The 20,700-nt window shown below is 73.3% G+C and carries 17 protein-coding genes; 4 read left to right on the plus strand and 13 right to left on the minus strand.

Features of this window, described 5'->3' with window-relative positions; translation table 11 throughout:
- Positions 1-6 precede the first annotated feature (6 nt).
- The 9 genes from PJ985_RS20650 to PJ985_RS20690 form a co-directional block, all read right to left on the minus strand.
- Positions 7-1,392, minus strand: a complete 1,386-nt coding sequence (locus tag PJ985_RS20650; protein WP_271685363.1) for a glutamine synthetase family protein — start codon at positions 1,390-1,392, stop codon at positions 7-9.
- Entirely contained in the window at positions 1,382-3,289 is a 1,908-nt protein-coding gene (locus PJ985_RS20655) for an IucA/IucC family protein (RefSeq protein WP_271685364.1), read from the minus strand. The genes PJ985_RS20650 and PJ985_RS20655 overlap by 11 nt, the downstream gene beginning before the upstream one ends.
- Positions 3,286-4,701, minus strand: coding sequence for a lysine N(6)-hydroxylase/L-ornithine N(5)-oxygenase family protein (locus PJ985_RS20660; RefSeq protein ID WP_271685365.1), 1,416 nt, complete (start codon positions 4,699-4,701; stop codon positions 3,286-3,288). The genes PJ985_RS20655 and PJ985_RS20660 overlap by 4 nt, the downstream gene beginning before the upstream one ends.
- Entirely contained in the window at positions 4,698-6,512 is a 1,815-nt protein-coding gene (locus PJ985_RS20665) for an IucA/IucC family protein (RefSeq protein ID WP_271685366.1), read from the minus strand. Before PJ985_RS20665 ends, PJ985_RS20660 begins: the two co-directional genes overlap by 4 nt.
- 47 nt (positions 6,513-6,559) lie before the next feature.
- Positions 6,560-7,828, minus strand: a complete 1,269-nt coding sequence (locus tag PJ985_RS20670; protein WP_271685367.1) for a type III PLP-dependent enzyme — start codon at positions 7,826-7,828, stop codon at positions 6,560-6,562.
- A 50-nt stretch (positions 7,829-7,878) separates the two neighbouring features.
- Positions 7,879-8,523 (minus strand): GNAT family N-acetyltransferase, encoded by a 645-nt coding sequence (locus tag PJ985_RS20675; RefSeq protein WP_271685368.1) that lies wholly within the window; start codon positions 8,521-8,523, stop codon positions 7,879-7,881.
- Between the two features lie 146 nt (positions 8,524-8,669).
- Positions 8,670-10,196, minus strand: coding sequence for a pyridoxal phosphate-dependent decarboxylase family protein (locus PJ985_RS20680; protein ID WP_271685369.1), 1,527 nt, complete (start codon positions 10,194-10,196; stop codon positions 8,670-8,672).
- A 502-nt stretch (positions 10,197-10,698) separates the two neighbouring features.
- Entirely contained in the window at positions 10,699-12,042 is a 1,344-nt protein-coding gene (locus PJ985_RS20685; RefSeq protein ID WP_271685370.1) for a pectate lyase family protein, read from the minus strand.
- Positions 12,043-12,326: 284 nt separating this feature from the next.
- Complete coding sequence (locus PJ985_RS20690) at positions 12,327-13,328, minus strand: zinc-binding dehydrogenase (RefSeq protein ID WP_271685371.1); 1,002 nt, start codon at positions 13,326-13,328, stop codon at positions 12,327-12,329.
- 314 nt (positions 13,329-13,642) lie between these two features.
- Between PJ985_RS20690 and PJ985_RS20695 the strand changes: the two genes are divergently transcribed.
- The gene (locus PJ985_RS20695) at positions 13,643-14,227 is read left to right on the plus strand and encodes a hypothetical protein (protein WP_271685372.1); all 585 of its coding nucleotides are present in this window, start codon (positions 13,643-13,645) and stop codon (positions 14,225-14,227) included.
- Between the two features lie 18 nt (positions 14,228-14,245).
- On the opposite strand, the gene PJ985_RS20700 is transcribed toward PJ985_RS20695, so the two are convergent.
- Entirely contained in the window at positions 14,246-15,259 is a 1,014-nt protein-coding gene (locus PJ985_RS20700; protein WP_271685373.1) for a DUF2867 domain-containing protein, read from the minus strand.
- A 22-nt stretch (positions 15,260-15,281) separates the two neighbouring features.
- Between PJ985_RS20700 and PJ985_RS20705 the strand changes: the two genes are divergently transcribed.
- From PJ985_RS20705 to PJ985_RS20715, 3 genes are all read left to right on the plus strand, one after another.
- Positions 15,282-15,917, plus strand: a complete 636-nt coding sequence (locus tag PJ985_RS20705) for a TetR/AcrR family transcriptional regulator (RefSeq protein ID WP_271685374.1) — start codon at positions 15,282-15,284, stop codon at positions 15,915-15,917.
- A gap of 254 nt (positions 15,918-16,171) precedes the next feature.
- Positions 16,172-17,347, plus strand: coding sequence for a baeRF2 domain-containing protein (locus tag PJ985_RS20710; protein WP_271685375.1), 1,176 nt, complete (start codon positions 16,172-16,174; stop codon positions 17,345-17,347).
- Positions 17,340-17,723, plus strand: coding sequence for a DUF2795 domain-containing protein (locus tag PJ985_RS20715; protein ID WP_271685376.1), 384 nt, complete (start codon positions 17,340-17,342; stop codon positions 17,721-17,723). Before PJ985_RS20710 ends, PJ985_RS20715 begins: the two co-directional genes overlap by 8 nt.
- Before the next feature lie 95 nt (positions 17,724-17,818).
- Here the strand turns inward: PJ985_RS20715 and PJ985_RS20720 are convergent, their stop codons facing one another.
- From PJ985_RS20720 to PJ985_RS20730, 3 genes are all read right to left on the minus strand, one after another.
- Positions 17,819-18,658, minus strand: coding sequence for a polysaccharide deacetylase family protein (locus PJ985_RS20720; protein ID WP_271685377.1), 840 nt, complete (start codon positions 18,656-18,658; stop codon positions 17,819-17,821).
- Positions 18,659-18,895: 237 nt separating this feature from the next.
- Entirely contained in the window at positions 18,896-19,786 is an 891-nt protein-coding gene (locus tag PJ985_RS20725; protein WP_271685378.1) for an NAD(P)-dependent oxidoreductase, read from the minus strand.
- A complete protein-coding gene (locus PJ985_RS20730) occupies positions 19,779-20,681 on the minus strand; it encodes an NAD(P)-dependent oxidoreductase (RefSeq protein ID WP_271685379.1) in 903 nt (300 codons plus the stop codon). Before PJ985_RS20730 ends, PJ985_RS20725 begins: the two co-directional genes overlap by 8 nt.
- Between the last annotated feature and the right edge of the window lie 19 nt (positions 20,682-20,700).

Raw genomic sequence — 20,700 nt, forward strand, 5'->3', positions numbered from 1 at the left:
AACGGCTCACAGGCGTTCGAAGGTCCGGACGCGCTCCCAGTCGGTCACCGCCGATTCGAAGGCGGCCAGTTCGGTCCGGGCGGCCTGAGCGTAGTGGCCGACCACGGCCTCACCGAAGATCGTCGTGGCGAGTTCGCTGTTCTCCCAGCGGTGCAGCGCCTCGGTGAGGGTGGCGGGGAGCCGGGGCACCGCCGGGTCGGTCAGGGCGTTGGCCCGGTGCGGGTCCGGTAGCGGCAGCCGGTGCTCGATACCGTGCATGCCCGCGGCGACGACGGCGGCCACCGCCAGGTAGGGGTTGGCGTCACCGCCCGGGACGCGGTGTTCGATGCGCAGGGAGTGCCCGGAGCCGACCACCCGGACGGGGCAGGTCCGGTTGTCGCGCCCCCAGGTGATGCCGGTGGGGGCGAACGCTCCGGGGCGCAGACGCTTGTAGGAGTTGATGTTGGGGGCCATGAGCAGGGTGAAGTCCGCCAGGCAGGCGAGCTGCCCGGCGACGAAGTGGCGCATCAGCGCGGACATGCCCCGCTCCGGCCCGGCAGACGCGTCATCGTCGTGGGGGTCCGCGAGGACGGCCGAGCCGTCGGTGCCGCGCAGCGACAGGTGGATGTGGCAGGAGTTGCCCTCGCCCTCGTCGAACTTGGGCATGAACGTGACGGCGCGGCCCTCCTGTGCGGCGATCTGCTTGGCCCCGGTCTTGAACAGGACGTGATGGTCGCAGGTGGTCATCGCCTCGTCGTAGCGGAAGACGATCTCGTACTGGCCGGGGTGCACCTCACCGCGGGCGGTCTCCATGGTGAGCCCGGCCCGGACCATCTCCCGGCGGATGCGGCGGACCAGCGGCTCCAGGTCGCTCAGCCCTTGGAGGGAGTAGTCGACGTTGTAGCGGGTGCTGGTGCGCAGACCGTGGTAGCGGCTCTCCCATGCCTGCCGGTAGGAGTCCTGGAAGACCAGGAACTCCAGCTCGGTGCCGGCCAGTGCGGTGAGTCCGCGGCGCGCGAGCGCGTCGAGCTGTTCCCGCAGGATCCGCCGGGGGGCGACCCGCACCGGCCGGCCGTCCGGCCAGTGGGCGTCGGCGAGGACGAGGGCCGTTCCCGGGTCCCAGGGGAGGGCGCGCAGAGTGGCGGGGTCCGGGTGCAGGACGAAGTCACCGAAGCCGGTGTTCCAGGCGTCGATGGCGTAGCCGGGGCCGGTGTCCATGCCGACGTCGGTGGCCAGGAGGTAGAGGCAGGCTCCGAACCCGTCGCGGGCAGCGGTGTCCAGGAAGTGGGGCACCGACAGGCGGCTGCCCTGCAGGCGGCCCTGGAGGTCGGGCACGGCGACGATGACCTCCTCGATGCGCCCGGCCTCGGCTTCGGCCCGCAGCGTCTCGAAGGTCAGGCGCTCAGCGGTCACAACTGCCCCCGGCGGTGGCTTCATTGCGGCCGGCGGCCGGGCGGGCGGTGGCGAGGGGGTTGGTGACGCGGCCGTGAACGACGTCGAAGCCCTCGTCCCGCTCCGCCCGGTCGTGGAACGCACCGCCCAGGAGCTGCTCGCGATTGAGCGCCACCCGGTCGAACTCCGGGGCGAACAGCCCGAAGTCCTGGAAGCGGTCGGCGAGCTCCGGGAAGCGGGCATGGTAGCGCTCGATCTCGGCACGCACCATGGCCCAGAAGGTGTGCTCCGGCAGCGCCAGGTGCTCCGCCAGCAGCGGGGCGAAGAACCGGAAGTGCCCGGCGAAGACCGCGCTCAGCAGGGAGTGCGCCAGCTCGTGGGCGGGCCAGCGCAGCAGCACCCGGTCGGCGCGGGCGGAGAGGTCCGCGTACTCGGGGCGGTCACCGGGAAGGAGATTGACGTCCTCGGCGAAGTCCTTCACGGCGATGCCGACCGGGGTGTCGGTGGCGTCGTGGAGGACGACGGTGTTCTCGCCGTGCGGGCAGAAGGCCACGCCGTAGCGGTAGAGGTGGTGGAGCAGGCCGGGCAGCAGGGCGTGCAGGAAGCGGCCGAGCCAGTCGGCGGGGGTGCGGCCGGAACGCCGGACGAGTTCGGTGACGAGCGCACGGCCGTCGGAGCCCACGCTGAGGAGCGCCGCCATGGTGCGGGCCCGCTCGCCGTCGGCCAGCAGGGCGGCTACCGGTTCGCGCCAGACCGCGCCGAGCAGTTCGTGGTAGCGGTAGGGCGCGTCCCGCACCGATGCGTAGAGCGGGTGCCGGACCGCGACCGAGGCCTCTTCTCCGAGGGGGTGGCAGCGCAGCTCGTCCCGGAGGTAGGGGTCGGTGTCGCGCAGTCCGTGCAGCCAGGCGCTGATGTCGGGTGCGGCGGCAGTGGGTTCGGTGGACAGTCCGCGCCAGACGAGGGTGTTGCGGATGAGCAGCGGCACCTTGACGTTGCGGCGGTGCGGGTGGTCCAGGTTGGCGAGGGTGCGGATGGACTGCAGCGGGCGGTACCGGTCCGGGGCCTCACCGAGGCGGATGATGCGGCCGTCGGCGAGGTAGGGGGCGAACAGGGTTTCCACCGCCTCGTCCCAGTGGAAGGGGTGCACGGGCAGCCAGGTGAAGTCGTCGGGCGCGTGGCCGCTGTCCGCGCAGGACGCGGCCAGGGCGGTGCCGAATCGGTGCAGGGTGCCGGGGTTGAGCTCCTGGGACAGCAGGGCACCGGCGTCCAGGCCGGGTATGCCGGAGTACCGGGCAAGGCTGTGGTGGACTGCGGCCCAGACCAGGCGCACGGCACCGGCTGTCTCGGGCGCGTAGGCGGCGGCATCGGAGGCGGCGAAGCCGAGACGGCCCTTGTTGAGCAGCATGCAGGGGTGCCCGTCCTGGTGGGCCTCGAGCTCCAGGTGATCCAGGTCGGCGAGCCGGGCGGCGGGCAGCGCCCGGGTGCGGGCCTCGGCGTCCGCCCGGCGGGTGGCGGTGAGTTCCCGCAGTACCTCGGCGGTGGTCGGGCCGTCCCAGCCGAGGGTGGAGCGGGCGTCGAGGAGGAGCTGCTCGGGGCCCGCCTCCCCGTCCACGGCCGCATCCCCGCTGTCCGCCGTGGCGGGGTGCCGGCGGAGGGTGCCCTCGGTGAGACGCCAGGTCCCGAAGGTGCCGCGGGTGGCCCGGAACGTCCAGTGCACCCCGTCGCCGAAGTCCAGCCGGTACGGGCGGCCGGCTCCCTCGGGCAGCGGGCCGTCGGTTCCGGAGCCGCCGGGCGGGCCGGTCCCGTCGGACGGTTCCGGGACGGGCGTCAGCAGTTCCTCGTAGGCGAACTCCTCGACGGCCTTGGTGAGCAGCCGCCGTCCTGCTTCTTCCCAGGCGGCACGGGTGGGGCGGTTCACGGGTGCTTCTCCTCGGCGGGGACGGGGACGGGGACGGGACGGGCGCCCGCGGCGGCAGGGCCGTCGGCCCCGTGCGCGCCGGGCGCCCCGAAGGTGGTCCAGGCGACCTGCTCGGGGACGGGCAGGACGGTTCGGCCGGCGGCGGCGTTGAGGATGGTCGCGGCCCGCCAGGCGCCGAGGGTGAGGTCGGGGGCACCGACCCCGTGGGTGTGCAGCTCGGCGTTCTGCACGTGGAGGGCCCCGCCGACCCGGGGATCCAGCGCCACCCGGTAGGCGCCGTCGATCCGGTAGCGGCCCTCGTCGTCCCAGTCGATGAGCCCGGCCAGCGGCTCCAGGAACGGCGGCCGGGCAGCGGCGTAGCCGGTGGCCGAGACGATCGCGGAGGTGCGGACGGTGAACTGTGTCCGCTGCTGCGCATGGCGGCAGGTCAGCAGGTAGCCGTCTCCGTCGGTGACAGCCCGCACGACCTCGGTGCCCGGGTGCAGGGCGGCCCGGGGCGGCCCGCCTCCGATGGTCCGTTCGTAGAGCTCGTCGTGGATGTCGCCGAGGGTCTGCTCGCTGACTCCCTTGTAGAGCTGCCACTGGGAGCGCAGCAGCTGGTTCCGGCTGTCCTCGGGCAGCGCGCGGAAGTAGCGGATGTAGTCGGGGGTGAAGTGCTCCAGGCCGATCTTGGAGTACTCCATGGGCGCGAAGGCGGGAGTCCGGGCCAGCCACCGCACGTACGGCCCGCCGTCCCCGCGGCCGTCCTGCCGGCGGATGAGGTCGAGCACGACCTCGGCGCCGGACTGGCCGGCGCCGATCACGGTCACGTCCTCGGCGTCGGCGAGCCGGGTGCGGTGGCCGCGGTAGTCGGCGCTGTGCAGGACCCGGGCGGTGCCGGCCGGGGCTCCGGCGGCCTCGTCGAGCAACGGCCGGAGGGCGTCGGGAACGACCGGGCGGGTGCCGACTCCGAGGACGACCTGACGGGCCCGCACCTGTGCGGAGGTGCCGTCCGCGGCCCGGTGGGTGAGGACGAAGACGCCGTCGGTTTCGTCCCACTCCACCGCGGTGACGTGGGCGTCGAAGCGGCAGGACGGCAGCTTTTCGGCGGCCCAGCGGCAGTAGTGGTCGTACTCCCGGCGCGGGATGTGGAAGCGCTCGGAGAAGAAGAACGGGAACAGCCGCTGGTGGCAGCGCAGGTAGTTCAGGTAGGACCAGCGGCTGGTGGGGTCGGCCATGGTGACGAGGTCCGCGAGGAAAGGCACCTGGAGGACGGTGCCTTCCATGAGCAGCCCGGGGTGCCAGGAGAAGGCGGGTCTGCTGTCCAGGAACAGCGCGGTCAGGTCCGGCACGCTGTCGGCGAGCGCGGCCAGCGACAGGTTGAACGGCCCGATACCGACGCCGACGAGGTCGTAGGGGACGTGCTCGGTCACCGCTGGTCCTCCGCGAGGGGGTTGGGGATGTCGAGGTAGACGGACTGGGTGTGGACGTCGCCGATCAGCTCGTCCAGACCGTCCACACAGGTCAGGTAGTTGGCCTTGCAGCGCAGTACGGGCTGGTCGAGCAGCAGGCCGAGCAGCCCCGCCGCACCGGGTTCGGTGGGGCGCAGCCCTTCCAGGGTTGTGCGCAGCACCCGCAGGAGCTTTCGTTCGTCGGCGAGGCCCTGGGCGCCGAAGGTGCCGATGAGTCCGAACAGGTTGTTGATGCCGAGGTAGTAGGCGACGCGCTCGTCCACGAAGGCGTCGTCGAAGACCAGGTCGACGTCGCCGGTGGTGCCGGGCAGCAGCTGTTCGACCGCGGCGGCGTGCGAGGCGGCGACGTAGTAGCCCTGGCTGTCCCGGTACCAGCCGGCTCGCGGCAGGCCGTCGGGGTCCAGTGCGACGAGGGTGTTCTGGTGGTGCGGTTCGAGGGCGATGCCATGGCGGGCCCGGAGCCGGATGAGGGGGACGGCGAGGACGTCGAGGTAGCGGCTGAGCCAGCGGGCGCTCGCCTCGGCGGAGGGCACGGCGTGCACGGCGGCGGTGCGGGCGACTGCCTCGGCGAGCAGCGAGCGGTGGCGGGGGGCGGTGCCGTCGCCCGGACCGGTGCGTTCGGCGAGCAGTCCGGCCACGCACAGCCCGTCCGTGGGGCCGCCGGTGAAGGGGTTGTCGCGGAGGGCGGTCTCCAGCCCGGTCTCCGCGGGGCCGGTGCCCACGGAGATCCAGGCGTGGTCGCGCAGGATGCCGAAGTGCGGGTGTTCGGCGCGCAGCGCGGCGGCGGGGCCGGCGGCCAGCAGCCGGGCGGCCCGGATACCGAGCCGCATCTCGCCGCGCAGGTTGTTCCGGCGGGAGTTGGTGATCCGCATGCCGAGGGAGAGCTTCAGCATGACCTCCGCGTCGGGGCGGTGCACGGTCCGCACCGAGGAGGTCGGGTGCCAGGCGGGTCCGGCCGGGCCGAGCGGGCGCAGCAGTCCGTTGTCCAGGAGCTGCCGGACGGCCGGGCGGTGGAGTATGTCGCGCGCCTGCCAGGGGTGGGCGGGCACCGGGACCATGCCTTCGGGCAGGTCGAGGCCGGTGGCCAGCGGGCGGAGCAGCGAGGCGGCGTCGCGGGGACCTGCGTGCTCCCCCACCACGATGGTGGGGTCGGCGGCGAACCAGAACAGCGGGAAGGACCCGCGGAGCTCGGGCGAGTACTGCCGGAGCTCCCCGCAGGATGCCTCTTCCCGGCTCTTGGGGGCGGGGTGGAAGGGGTGACCGAGCAGCAGGGCCTGCTCGGCGTCGAGGAACGGGGTCGGGCCGGAGTGCTCCGGGGTTTCTGCGCGCCGGGCGGAGAGGTGGACGGCGGTGCGGTGGGCGGAGTTCAGCGCGCGGGCGGTGGTGTCCGCGCCGAGGTGTGCGGGGAGGCCGCGGCCGAGGGTGACCTCCCGGGCCGTGAGAGCGGCGACGAGCGCGAGACCGGCGGGCGGCGCCGGGTGTTCCGCGGTGTCCGCCGCGCCCGGTTCGGACTGCCGGAGGCGGGCCCGGCCGAACCGGTGCAGTCCGGTGGCGGAGCGGTAGCGCACGGGGACGTGCAACCGGGCACCGCTCGCGGGCAGGTCGAGCAGCAGTGCGTGGCCGTTGCCGGGGACGCGGGTGCCGGTCTCCCGGACGTAGGCCCGCAGCAGGGTCTCGGTCGCCACCGCGTCGGCGGCGTCCAGCGGATCGGCGGCGTCCAGCGGATCCGGGCCGGGTGCTGCGGGGGGTGGGGCGGGGGGATGCGGGCTCACGGGTCTGTCTCCGGGGTCGGGGGCGGGACGGGCGGGCGGAGCCCCGTTCACAGCAGGAGCCGCTCGGCGGGCGGATGGCCGAGGAAGGCGTGCATGGCGAACTCCCAGCCGTAGGCACCGGCCCGGGGGAAGACCACGAGGTCACCGGCGCGGATCCGGTCCATGTGCACCTCCCGCAGCAGGGTGTCCTCGGGGGTGCACAGCTCCCCCACCACGGTCACCCGGGTGTCGGTGGCGGTGGGGCGGGGGCAGCGCTCGGCCCAGTGCTCGACGGGGAGGACGGCGGCGTTGTGCACGATCTCCCAGGAGGTGGGGAGCTGGAAGTGGTTGATGCCGCCGCGCAGCACGGCGAACCACCGGCCGTAGGAGCGCTTCACGTCGGTGACTTCGGCGGCGTACCAGCCGCAGTCGGCGACGAGGAAGCGGCCGGGTTCCAGGATCACCCTGGCTCCCGGCGGGGGTTCGGCGTCGCCGATGAGCTCGCCGAAGCGGGCCGTGTCGAAGGGGGGCTCGTCCTCGAAGGCGACGCCTATGCCGCCCCCGACATCGATGTGCCGCAGTTCGATGCGGTGTTCGGCGGCGGTGGCGGTGCTCCATCGCACGCACCAGCGCAGGTAGGCGGCCTGGCTCTCGGCGTCGAGGTTGTTGGAGGCCGCGTGGAGGTGGAAGCCGGTGAGGTCCAGGCCGGGAAGCCGCCGCGCCTCCCGCAGCACCTCGGCGACGTCCGGTTCGGCGATCCCGAACTGGGACGGTTCACCGCCCATGTGCAGTGAGCCGGTGACGGGTACGGCGGCCGGGTTGACGCGCAGCGTCACGCGGGCGGTGGTGCCCTCCTCGGTGGCGATGCGGCTGATGCGGTGCAGTTCCAGCAGGCTCTCGGCGTTGATGGCCTCGACGCGGGCGCGGACCAGCGCGGTCAGGACAGGGACGGACTTGGCGGGCCCGGCGGCGACCACGGGCGGGGGGCCTCCGCTGCCGCCCGTGCCACGGGAGGCGGCAGCGGTGTGCAGCGCGTCCAGGGCCAGGGCGAGTTCGGCGCTCGAGGCGACCTCGAAACCGTCGACGTGGGGCGCCAGGCCGTGCACGACGCCGGGGAAGGAGTTCGCCTTCACTGCGTAGTGGACGGCTGCCCAGTCCGGCAGGGCGGTACGCAGTTCGCGGGCCCGGTCCGCGGCGGTCGGCACGTCGTACAGGTAGGCGGCCACCGGAGTGGCGGTCCGCGCCAGCCGCAGCAGACGTTCCCGTACCGGGCCGGGGAGTACCTCCTGCGGATAGGCGGATCGTGGGGCGGCGGACGGCGGGAGTACGACGGACACGACAGGGCTGCCTCAGGTGGGGGACGGGGGTGGGTGGCGGTGAGCGGCGGTCATCCGGGGCGGAGGGGACGCACGATCATGGCGTGCGGTCGCCAGCCGGGGTACGGCTCGGTGATCCCGAGCCGGGTGAACCCGTAGCGCGCGTAGCGGCCGAGAACGACCTCGTTGCCCGCGGCGACCAGTGCGGCGGCGCGTTCCTCGGAGCGAGCGGCGAGGAACTCCTGGAGCAGCGCGGCGCCGACCCGGGAGCGGCGCCAGGCGGTGTCGACGAGGAGTTCGCAGACGGCCACCGTCCGGCCGGGGTACTCGCGGGTGTGCTCCGGGCCGGGGTCCGGTGTCACACCGCGCCACCACGCGGTGTCCTCGGGAAGGGTGTAGCCGTAGACGAACCCGGCGACGCCGGTCCCGTCGTCGTTGCCGTCGAGGGCCGCGACCAGGGAGAACCCGGGCCGTCCGGTGTGCCGGCCCAGGCGCTCCGCGAGTGGCGGGTCGCTGTGGTCGCCGAGGTGCAGGGCGTCCGCGTGCACCCGCTCGTAGGCACCGGCCCAGGGGGTGAGGTCTCGGGCGATCTCGTCGGCTCCGTAGTGCGCGAGGCGCAGACCGGTGGGTATCCGGCCGGTCGGGGCGGACGGCCCGGCAGCGGGGTCGGCAGCGGTGGGGGTTGTCTTCGTGAGTCCGGCGGTGGAGCGGGACACGGTTCCTCCTGTGGGCCGGCCGGGGCGACAGCTCCGGGCCGGGGTGCGTGGACGGTGGACGGTGGAGCAGCGGGCTCCCGCTGCGGGCGCGGGGCCGCAGCAGGCGGTGCGGGGAGGGGGTGGCCGGTGAGGCTGCCGTCGAGGGGTCACCGGGCGGCGGCCCGCAGCTCGACGGGTGCGGGCCGCCGGGCGGCTGGAGCGGGTACCGTCGGCTGCTCCACCTGGTCGGCGACCAGTTTCAGCAGGTCATCCAGGTCAGCGGCCGTGGTGTGGGGGTGGAGCAAGGTCGCCTTGAGCCACAGCCGCGGGCTCCCGTCGGCGTCCTGGGCCGTGGCCCGCCCCAGAACGGCGCGGCCCTCGGCGAGCAAGCGCCGACGGACGTCGGCGACGAGTGCGTCGCCCTGCGCGGTGGGCAGCAGGTCGGCCGCTGCAGGGCGGAAGAGGACGGTGCTGATACCGATGTCCCCGGGACGGCGCCGCAGCTCCGGGTGGGCGTCGATCGCCCGGCCGAACTGCTGCGCGGTGTTCACGCAGGTCTCGACGAGCCGGCCGAGGCCGGTGCGGCCCAGGGCCCGCAGCGTGGTGGCGATCTTCAGCGCATCGGGACGGCGTGAGGTACGGATCGAGCGGCTGAGCAGATCGGGCAGGCCGGCCTCGGTGTCGTCGTCGGCGTTGAGGTAGTCGGCGCGCATGGCCAGCGCGTCGAGGTTGCCTGTCTCCGCCACGGCCAGCACGCCCGCCGCGACCGGCTGCCAGCCGAGCTTGTGCAGGTCCCAGGTGACGGAGACGGCCTGCTCGATGCCCCGCAGCCGGGGCGCGAGGGTGTCGCTGAACAGCAGGGGACCGCCGTAGGCCGCGTCCACATGGAGTTCCGCGCCGTGCCCCCTGGCGACCCGACCGAGCTCGGGCAGCGGGTCGATCAGCCCTTCATCGGTGGTGCCCGCGGTCGCCACGACGAGCACCTGGCTGCCGGCTGTGCCGACGAGTGCCCGGTCGAGGGCGGCGGGCAGCATCCTCCCGCCGCGGCAGGCTACGGTCCGGGGGGCCGGGAGGCCCAGAATCCAGGCGGCCCGGTGGACGCTGTGGTGCGCGTTGGTGCCGCACACCACCTGGACGGTGCGGGCGCCGCGGGCGTGGGCCCGTTCGCGGGCGAGCAGCAGGGCGACGAGGTTGGACTCGGTGCCCCCGCTGGTGATGAGCGCGTCGGGCGCGGGCTGTGCGGGGTAGACCAGGGCGGCCAGCGCGGCGGTGACCTCGTCCTCGATGACCCCGGCGGCCGGTGCCTGGTCCCAGGAGTCCATGGAGGGGTTGAGGGCGGAGGCCGCGAAGTCGGCCGCGGCGGCGACTGCCAGCGGTGGGCAGTGGAGGTGGGCGACGCAGTGGGCGTCCGCCGGGTCGGCGGCCCCCTGAGCTGCGGCGCGCACCAGGTCGTAGAGCGCGTCGTGGGCGCCGACACCCTGTTCGGGGAGCACGGGGCCGCACAGGGCGCGGGTACGGGCGGCGACAGCTCCGGGGCCGCCCGCGGGGAGCGGCCCGCCGCGGGCCGCCGCACCGTCGGCGAGCGCGTCGAGCGCGACGGCGGCCAGCGCTCGCAGCGTCCGGGGGTCGGAGGGGCCCGCGGCGAGGGCGGTGTCCTGACTGACAGTCGTCCTCCCGGGTGTCTTCATGTTCATGCGGCAGCCGCCGCAGCACCCGCCGGGGTGAGGGCTCCGGGTTGCGGAGGGAGCGCGGACGGCGCCGGTGAGTGGGGGAGGTGAGCACGCTGCATGCGGATGCCCTTCGGTGACGGTGGCACGGCGGTGAGGAGGCGCGGTGGCAGCACGGACGGGACCGTCCGTGAGCACTCACGAGCGGCACAGCAACTTAGGTTAGCCTAACCTGGCTCGGTGTGGCACCTCGGGTTCCCTCGCCACCGGACGGCGTACCGGCTGCGCCGCCACCGCGCCTCCTCCTGCCCGCACCAACGACCGACGGGCCGTCAAGTAGCGCTGGACATCGGGGCGTTCACTGGAGCGCCCCGGTCGCGCAGGGCTGCCGGCCCGCGCTCCACGGCGGGGAGCCCTGCGCGGCGTGCGTGCGCATCACGCCGCACAGGGCCCCAACCCGCGCCGGTCCTGACTGAGCCGGACGTGCCGCACCGGCCGGGAAGTGCCGGGGGCGGGAAGTGCCGGAGCGTCAGTCGAGTTTCCCGGCACCGGCGTTGCGCGGCACGTCCCGGCTCACCTTGGCCACGGGGTCGATCTTCTCGTACAGCCAGGGGGTCCAGCCGGCCTCGGTGCCGAGCGGCGAGCCGGGGCGCGCCGCGTTGTGGGCGCTGACGACGTCCACCTGGTGACGCCGGGAGACACCGTTGAGGTACGTCCCGGTCTCGTACAGGTCGGTACCGTTCCAGCGGTGGGCGATGCTCCCCGGGGCGATCGGCCCCTCGAAGTAGTTGTTCTGCGCGTATATCGAGGACTCCAGGCCCACTCCCCAGGCGTAGTCGAAGATGCCCTCATCGGTGACCCGGTAGTGGTTGTTGTAGAGGTGCACCTCCCCGCGGCGCACCCGCGGGGAACGCTGCATGACGTTCTCGAAGAGGTTGTGGTGGTAGGTGACCCGCAGCCGCCCGATGTCCTCCTGGTGGCCGTCACCGCCCCCCACCAGCATGCCCTTGTCGTAGTTGTCGAAGTGGTTGTACGACATCGTGACCAGGTCGGATCCGCGGGTGATGTCCACCGAGCCGTCGTAGATCATGAAGGTGCGCCCGAAGTGCTCCTGTTCGGGACGTCCGCCGCCGTCGAACGTGTTGTGGTCCATCCATACATGGGTGGAGCTGTGCACCCAGACGGCGTCGAACTCGGAGTTCCAGTTGCCCGCGGCGCCGTCCAGCGGGTCCCAGGCAGGGAAGCAGTCGGCGTTGTCGGCGAAGGTGAGGTTGCGGACGATCACGTTCTGCGCGCCCCGGATGTACATCGCCCCGCCGGTGATCCGGGCGTCCTTGCCCAGGCCGACCAGCGTGGTGTTGGAGGGGACCCGGTAGATGCTGTGCGCGGCCTGGTTCCGGTGCGAGCGGTCCCTGGCTTCCTCCAGGGGACCGTGCGGGCGCTCGTCCATGCCCCAGGTCTCCGGGTCGTACGCCTCGAGATAGGCGGCCAGGCTGTACCCGGGGTCGGCGAAGTACCCGCAGTCGACCGGTCGGTCCTGCTCGTCGACGTTGATGTCGATCGTCCCGCTGACGTAAATGATCTTCGGAGTGTCGTTGTCCTGCTCGCCCAGCGCGGCCAGCAGTTCGGACCGGGTCGAGACGGTGTGCACGTCCCCGGGTGCGGCCGAGGCCCCTCCTGTGGTGCCCCTGCCGTATGCCGCCCACCCGTCGCGGGGGCCGAGCACCTGGTGTCCGAGTGCGGTCCCGGACCCCCGGGACAGCGGTCCGGCCACGGTCTCGCCTGCCTCTTCGGAGCCCGTGGCAGCCGGGGCGGCGACCGCGAGCAGGGCAATCGCACATGCTCCGGCGAACGCCTTGGTGATGAGTCTCATCGGCGTGTTCCTTCTTCTCCCTGGTGACCGTCCCGGCACGTCGGCCACCTCGCCCGAGCGGACTCACCGAGGCATGAAGGCGCACAGCAAGGCATTCTCTGCAAGGGTTTGTAGCCGCAGACAGTCCGGGACATGACATTGTGCGGGCCCATAGTCCAGCGCCAAGCCTGGGAAAACAAGGGATGCGTCCACACCGAACACGTAAGGCAGCGAGGGATGCACACGGACGGAGAGTCATTTCCTGCAATCGATTGCAGGTGCCACCGGATCCCCAGCCGAGCCGGTCAGGGCCGGAGGATCAGCCGGACCGTGCCGCCGGCCCCGGACGCGAGCCGGTGGACGGCCTCCGCGGCCTCGCTGAGCGGCAGCACGTCGCTGATGGACCGGGAGAGGTCCAGGCGGTTCTTCCGGACCAGGGTGAGCAATCGCCGCACATCACCCTCGGTGGAGCCGAAGTGCCCGCGCGCCTGCTGCCGGAAGTAGCTGAAAGCCGTGCTCTCGGTCAGCGTCAGCGGCCGCCCGGTGAGCCCCACCAGGATCAGCTGACCGCCCGGGCCCAGACAGCGCACTGCCTGGTCGGGAAAGGTGGGCACCCCCGCGAAGTCGAAGGCAACGTCCAGCCCGGTGCCGCCGGTCTCGGCGCGCAGCTGCTCGGCCAGCTGCGGATCGGCCGGGTCGAAGGCCGCGTCGGCGCCGAACTCCAGGGAGCGCGCCCGGGCCTCGGGCAGCGGGTCGACCGCCAGGAGAGGCACCGCGCCCACCAGGCGCAGCAGCTGCACGGCGTGCGTACCCAGCCCTCCCACCCCCCAGACCCCCACCGGACGGCCGGCCACGACCCTCGCGGTCCTGGTGATCGCCGCCCACGGGGTGGACACCGCGTCCGGGATGATCGCCGCCTGCTCCAGCGGCAGGTCGTCCGGGACCGGGATCACCGTGTCCTCGGTGGCAAGTGCGTACTCGGCCCACCCGCCGTCGCAGTCCACTCCCCGGGTCCACGGCACGCCGTCCCGCTTCTCCCCCGCGTGCAGCAGCACCCGCTGACCCGTCGCCCAGCGGGTCACCCCCTCCCCCAGGACCGCTACCTCACCCGCGACCTCATGGCCGAGGGTGACAGCCTCCTCCGGCAGCCGGCTTGGGGTCAGCGTGCCGTCGATCAAGTGCACGTCGGACATGCACACGCCCGCCGCCCGGACCTGGACCAGCACCTCTCCCGCTCCCGGCTCGGGGACGGGGACCTCCTCGACCGCGAACTCCCCTGACCTGACATGCAGTCTTCCTGCGAGCACCGTCGTCTCCTGTTCCCGGTCGGCACGCGCCCTCCCGGCTCAGGGTGGTCGTGCCGGCCCGACCGTCCGAGGCCGGACCGGCGCGGGTCCCGGCGGGACCCCGCCCTTCTGCGATCGTGCGGCCGGGGCCGGACCGCGGCAACTCGAGCGCCGCTCCGCGCTCCACGGCCCCGGAGCCCTGGCCCGGACACCACCCGGCAGCTGGTCGTCGCCGGTTCCCGGCGGTGCGCTGCGGAAATCCGTTTGCCACCTCGCGGCGCGCACTGAGAGGCTCGCGCACCAGTCAAGGAGTTCCTGAGGTGCGAGGTGAGGGCATGACGGCGGCCGGGAAGCGCGGGTCGCACCGGGACGAACGCGCGGGACACCGCGACGCGGCGCCGGTGCTCGGCGTGGACGTGGGCGGGGTGATCATCGCCCGCGTCGCCGCCGGAGCGGACACCTCGTTCTTCGGCTCGCAGCCCTTGACGACTCCGGCCGTGGAGGGCGTGTTCGCCACGCTCGCTCTGCTGACGGCTGAGCCCTTCGGACAGCGGGTGCACCTGGTGTCGACAGCCGGTCCGAGAGTGGCCCGGAACACCCGGGCGTGGCTGCACCACCACGAGTTCTTCCGCCGCACCGGTATCCCGGCCACCCACCTGCATTTCGTCCGCAAGCGTGCCGACAAGGCGCCGGTCTGCACGGGACTGGGCATCACGCACTTCATCGACGACCACCTCGATGTCCTGGAGCACCTGACCACGGTCAGCCACCGGTACCTGTTCCTCGGCGGGCTGGGTGACGCACCGGCCCCGGCGGAGACGCCGCCGTGGGCAACGGTGGCGGACACCTGGACCGAGCTCGCCGTCGCGATACGGAACAGTCCGCCGGTTGCCCCGGACACCCCGGCCCCGGCGCCCTGAGCGGGGGCCGGCCGTGCGCTACCCGGCCGGCCCCGGAGCGGCAGCCGCACGGGCTCCGGGGGTCGCCCCCAGGGCCAGCTCCCGGTGCGTGCGGCGCAGCATCGTGCGGATCACGAAGGGGTGGACCCGGCGCACCACGGCGAAGTAGAGGCGGCCGCGCCGGTTGTTGAGGCGGGTGACCGTGGTGAGCGTCAGTCTGCGGTCCGCGGACAGCAGGGAGATCCGGAAGTCCAGGTGACCGGAGTCGGCACCGAGCAGGATTTCCCCCTCCCGGCGGGCGAGCACCGGGAATACGTCCCCGCGGGTGTCCGGCCGGATTCCGACCAGGCCGACAAGCGCCTGCCGCAGCGCGAAGAGCGCCCGGATGCTCCTGGGCGGGCTGCTGAACACCGCGCGCCAGGCGTCCGGGTCCTGGGGCATCGCCGGATGCAGCCGGACCTGGAAGGCGTCCGCGAAGTCGACCCGGCCGAAGGCCTCCTGCGCGAGGCGGGCCCCGGCCGGCATCGGCACCCGGCGAGGCCGTTCCCACAGCAGGCGGTGGAGCAGCCGCACCCACGGGGACCATCGGACCGGCCGCGGCAGGGAACCGGTCGCCGCACGCTGCATGTTGTCGAACAGTTCATCGAACAGGGCGTTGTGCAAGGGGCGGAAGACAAAGATCCACGCCCACCGCATGCGGCCCTTCGGCCGGACCTCCAAGCGGTGCCGCACCCGGCAGCGGTCCGGCCCCATCGGTTCCACGACCAGCTCGTGGAAGCCGCTCCACAGAGCGGTGAAGCGGAAACGCAGCCGTCGGCCCGGCTCGTACGCGTCGACGGCGTACCGGATGGGCCCGTGGCCGCCCTCCGCCCTTGCCCCCAGAGGCCGGTCGAAGCGGAGCGCCGGCCAGGCGGGGGCCGGCCAGAGCGGATCGTCAGCGGCGGCGAGCCGGTCCATGAGGGCTCCTGGCCGGCCGGCGGGGACGTCGAGCACACGCTCGTGCACGGTGTGGAAAGTACGCATCAGGACCTCCATACGGAAGCGTATGGCCATGACCGTACGGTACCGTACGGTCATGGCACAACAGCGGCGGCAGCGTCCCTCCCTGACAGCCGAGGACTGGGCGGAGGCCGCCCTCTCCGCGATCCGCGAGGGCGGTGGCCTGTCCGCTGTCGCGGTGGAGCCGCTCGCCGTCCGTCTCGGCGCCACCAAGGGCAGCTTCTACTGGCACTTCGCCAACCGGGAGGCGCTGGTCGATGCCGCGCTGGCCCGCTGGGAGCAGCAGGCCACGGATGCCGTCATAGCCCGCCTGGCCGAGGAGCCGGAGCCGGCGGTCCGGCTGCGCAGGCTGTTCGCGGTGACCAGTCTGGCCGCCGCCGAGGACCCGGTGGAGCCGGCGCTGCTCGCCCAGGCCGGTCACCCCCGGGTCGCGGCAGCCCTGCACCGGGTCGTTCTGCGGCGGCTGGACTACCTGACGGAGCTGTTCAGCGAGCTCGGTTTCACCCCGGACGAAGCCCGCCGGCGGAGCCTGCACGCCTATTCCGGCTACCTCGGCCACGCTCAGCTGGCTCACGCCGTCCCGGAGGTACTGCCCCGGGGCCCGGAGGCCCGCACCTACCTGGACGGCATTCTGCGGAGCCTGCTCAGCCCTGTGCCCTCACCCGGGACAGCGGAGGCCACGGACACGCGCGGCACCGGCGCCGAACTCTGATCCGGGCCCGTCACGGATGCGCCGTGCACCCGGCCCTCGGGCCCGTCGCCCGGATCCGGGCAGCGGGACGCCCCGGGAGCGGGACCCTGAGTCCGCTCCCGGGGCGTTGCATCCCCTGCACGGCCGCTCGCATCGGCCGGCATCCGGGTGCCCCGTCCGGCCGGGGCCAAACTCGCCCGGTCCTCCCGTGTCAGCCCCGGAACACCGGGTACCCGCTTTTCCTCACGCTTTCAGCACGACAGGAAGGAGCGAGGATGGACCCCGGTTTTCTCACTCCGCTCTTCGAGCGGCCCGGACCATGGGCCTCGGTCTACTTCGAGACCCCGCGCGCGTCCGAGGATGCCGCGGCCCGGCAGGAGTTGCAGGCACGCGGCGCCTCCGAACAGCTGGCGGAGCAGGGCGCGGACGACGCGACGTGCCGGGCGGTCCACGACACGCTGGCCACGCTGCCGCGCTCGGAACGGGCGCCCGGCCGGGCCGTGTTCGCCGCCGCCGGAGAAGTGGTGCTGGACCCGGCCCTGACCGCTCCCCCGCCCGGCGGCACCACGGCCTGGTGGGCGCCGCTGCCCCATCTGAAGCCGCTGCTGGAGCTCGCGGACCGGAAGCCGTCCTGCCTGGTCGCCTATATCGACCGGACCGGCGCGGACTTCGAGATGTCCACCCCGCTCGGCTCCTTCCACGCGGGAGGAGTGGAGGGCGATGACTGGCCGGTGCACCGGACACCGTCCAAGGACTGGTCGGAGAAGCACCACCAGCAGGACGTGGAGAACACCTGGGAACGCAACGCCGCAGTCATCGCGGAGGGCCTGGCGGCCTGCTACGACGAGACCCGCGCCGAACTGCTGGTGCTCGCCGGTGACCCGCGGGAGCGGCGCGCGGTCCACGACCGGCTGCCGCCGCAGCTCAAGGAGCTCGCGGTGGAGACCTCGCACGGCGGCCGGGCCCGGGGCTCGGAGAGCCCGAAGCTGGACGAGGAGATCGAGGAGCTCCGCACCGCCCACGCGGACCACCGCGTCCGTGAGGCCATGGAACGGTTCCGCGCGGGCCGGGCGGCGGACGACGAAGGACGTACGGACGCCGTCGAGGGCGTCCCGGCACTGGTCGAGGCAGCCCGCGAGCACCGCTTGGACCTGCTGCTCCTCCGTCCGGACGGTCCGGAGCTGCACCGCGAGGTGTGGGTCGGCCGCGAACCCGACCAGATCGCGGTCCGGAGTACGGAGGTGCAGTACCTCGGTGACACGGAGCCGGTCTCGGCCCGGGCCGACGACGCGCTGCTGCGGGCCGCCGCGGCGACCGGCGCGCGGGTTCTGGCAGTGCCCACCGTGGACGACTCCACCCATGACCTCCCGGTGGGCGGCCTCGGCGCGCTGCTCCGGTGGCCGGCCGACGGGCCGGCCGCGGGAGAGACGGAAGGGGAAGTGCATGCCTGACCGAAGCAACCATCTCAGCGTCCACCGTGACGACGAGGTGAAGCGGGAGATGCAGGGGGCCCTGCGGGGCGACCGGCCCACCCGCTCGGACGAGTGGCGGTCCCCGGAGCCGGTATCGGACGACGACCGGCAGCCGGCTTGGAGCCCGGACCCGGGTCTGCACACCGAGGAGCAGGACGAGACCTTCCGCTCCGAGCTGGCCCGCCACCTGCGTCCCTCGATCTACCCGGCCGGGCGGGAGGACCTGCTGCGCACGCTGCAGGACGAAAACGCCCCGGACGGTCTGCTGGACACGGTCGCGGAGCTCCCCCGGGAGGGCAGCTACGTCAATGTCCAGGAGGTGGTCACGGCTCTCGGCCGCAAGCCGAGAGCCTGACCGCGGAGCGGAAGCCCGGGCCTGCGGGCCGGCTGCCGGCCGGCACGCTCGGAAGACACCGCACCGGACGCCCTCCTGACCCGCCGGGCACCGCCTCAATCGGGGCGGACGAGGGCGTACCCGCGCTCCAGCAGGCGCGGAAGGTAGTAGCGGAGGGCGGTGACCGTGTCGGAGCGGTCGCCGCCTCCGTCATGCGCGAGAACGATGCCGCCGGCGTGCGCGCCCTCCAGCACAGCGCTGGAAATGGCGGTGACCCCCGGCATGGTCCAGTCATGGGTGTCGATGGACCAGCCCAGCGGCTCCATGGCCAGGTCGGCGCAGATCTGGAGCGAGGGACCGTCCCACGCGCCATAGGGGGCCCGGGCCCACCGCGGCGCGGCGCCGAGGAGGTCGGCGATCAGTTCGCTGGTACTGCCCAGCTCCTGACGCACCCGGTCCGCGGCGATCAGGTCGAGCTGTGGGTGGCTCCAGGAGTGGTTGGCGACGAGGTGACCGTCGGCGGCGATGGCCCGCAGCAGATCGGGCCGGCGGGCGGCGTTCTCCCCGATGATGAAGAAGGTGGCGGGCACCTGGTACTCGCGCAGGATCTGCAGGACCTGCGGGGTGTGCTCCGGGTGCGGCCCGTCGTCGAAGGTCAGGGCGATGCGGTGGCCGGGCGCGGCCAGGGTCTCCGCGGCGGCGGCCCGGACCGGGACCGCGCGGGACGGCGGTCCGGTGAAGGGCCGCAGCCCGGAGGAAGGGGGAGGCGAGGGCTCGGGCGAGGGTGCCGCCGGCCGGCCGGGATGTGGAGACAGCCCCCCGGCGCTGTCGGCTCCTGGCCCGGTCAGCACGCGGTTGATCCCGAGAACGCCGGCGCAGGTGGCTGCGCCGATGACTGCACGGCGCGAGATCTTGCCCGGGAAGATCGTCGTTTTATCCGATGTGTCATCTGACATACATTACTGATTTCACGGGTCGGCGACGAGCCCTGTCAGCAACACCGGGCCGCGCCCGCACAGCACCCGACCGGCCCACGGCCCGGGCCCAGGGGCCTCTTCACCGCTCAGGTCATCGGCCGAGGTCCCGACGGACGGCGACGGGTGTGCCCGGCCCTCCGAGCCGGGGCGGTTGCGCCCGCGCCGGGAACTTCCTCCGGCTCGGCGGGACCCTGCCCGCCGAGCCGTGCCGTGCGTTCATCTCTCCGGGGTCTTCCGTGCGCGCAGCAGCTCGAACACGCTGGAGAAGCTGTCCTGCCCATGGCCGGCGGCCGCCCGCCTGCCGAGCAGCGCCCGCAGAGGATGATGTACGTCGGCGGCGATGCCTTCGGTAGTGCTGAGGTGGATGAGGCTGTCGACCGCGGCCCGGTTCAGGTCGATCGTGGAGACCCCGCCCGCGTACGCCCCTGATCCTGCCTCCCGTGCCAGCTCGGGCAGGAAATCGGCCATGCCATGGAGCCATCGGGCCGCGAGCGGGGCGAACACTTCCGGGGCGGTGCCCACCGAGTCGAGCAGTGCCGCGGCATGCAGGAAGCCGGTGAGAGCCGCATATCCGGTGCCCAGCACGGCGAGACCGTGGATCTCCGCCGCTCCCGGGTCAACACCGAAGTAGTGTGCCGGTGCCATCACTTCCAGCTCGGGCCGGAAGGTGGCGAAGGCGTCCTGGGAACCGCTGTAGAGGAAGAAGCCCGACCGGGTCGCGACGGTTTGAGGGAGGGCCATCATGGCCCCGTCGAGGTATGGCGTGCCGTGCTCTGCGGCCCATGCAGACAGTTCCCTGGCCTGGTCAGGGGTGCCGCTGGCAAGGTTGACCAGGGTCCGGCCGCGTAGCGCGGCAGTGGTGGCGACGAGGGTCTGCCGCACCGCGGCATGGTCGACGAGCGGGGCGATCACCAGCACACCGGCCGCAACGGCTTCGGCGGCGGTCGCCGCGCGGAGGGCGCCTCGCGCGACGAGCGGGTCGGCCCTCCCGGCGGTGCGGTTCCACACAGTCACCGGGTGACCGGCGTTCAGGAATGCGGTGGCAATCGGCGTGCCCATCCGGCCGAGCCCCAGGACTGCCACAGGCGACTTCGTCCGCTCAGACATTCCGCTTCCCCCTGGAGATCGCTTCCACCACACTGGCGATGCCGCTCGCGCCGTGGCCGTCGGCCGCAGCCCGCCGCAGCAGTTCCTGGAACAGGCCCGGCACGTCGGTGCCGATGCCCTGGCTCCTGCTGGTGTGCAGGAGATGGTCCATCGCTGCCCGGTGCACCTCCACGGAGCCGTCGTCGTCCGGGAACCGGCCGTCCTCGATCTGGAGGGCGTGGTCGACCATCAGCGAGGTGACGAAGGGCATGTGCCCCTTCGCCACCGCGGCAAAGTCGGTGGGGTCGACGTCCGCCGCACCCACCAGGGCGACTGAGTGGTAGAAGCCGGCCAGCGCGCCCCAGGCCAGGCCGAACAGCGCGGTGTCGTAGACCGCGGCCAGCGCCGGGTCGGTGCCGAGGTGTACCGCATTGCCCAGGCTCGCCAGCGCCCCTCGGTGCGTGGAGAAGCCCTCCTGGGAGCCGCTGAGAACGAACAGTGCCGCGGGCCGCCCGACCAGCCGGGTACCGCTCATGGCGGCACCGTCGAGGTAACGCACGCCGTGTCCCGCCGCCCAGCCGGCCATCCGGGCCGCATCCTGTGGGGTGCCGGAGGACAGGTTCACCAGCACCCGGCCGCGCAGCACGTCCGCCACCGGTCCGAGCAGGCGTTCGCCGATCGGGTAGTCCGGCAGGCAGACCACGACCAGAGGGCTCGCGGCGACCGCCGCTTCCACGGTCGCCGCCCGGGCGGCCCCCCGCTCGACAAGCGCGTCGGCCCTCGCGGGGGTGCGGTTCCACACCGTCGTCCGGTGACCGGCGCCGAGGAATGCCTCGGCGAGCCGGGTCCCCATCTGCCCCAGGCCTATCACCGACACCGCGGACGGCTCGTGGTTCTCGTCATCCAGCATGGTCATGTCTGACTCCCGGCTTCTT

Origin of the sequence: Streptomyces sp. ACA25 (genome assembly GCF_028200735.1) — a bacterium.
Lineage (GTDB): Bacteria > Actinomycetota > Actinomycetes > Streptomycetales > Streptomycetaceae > Streptomyces.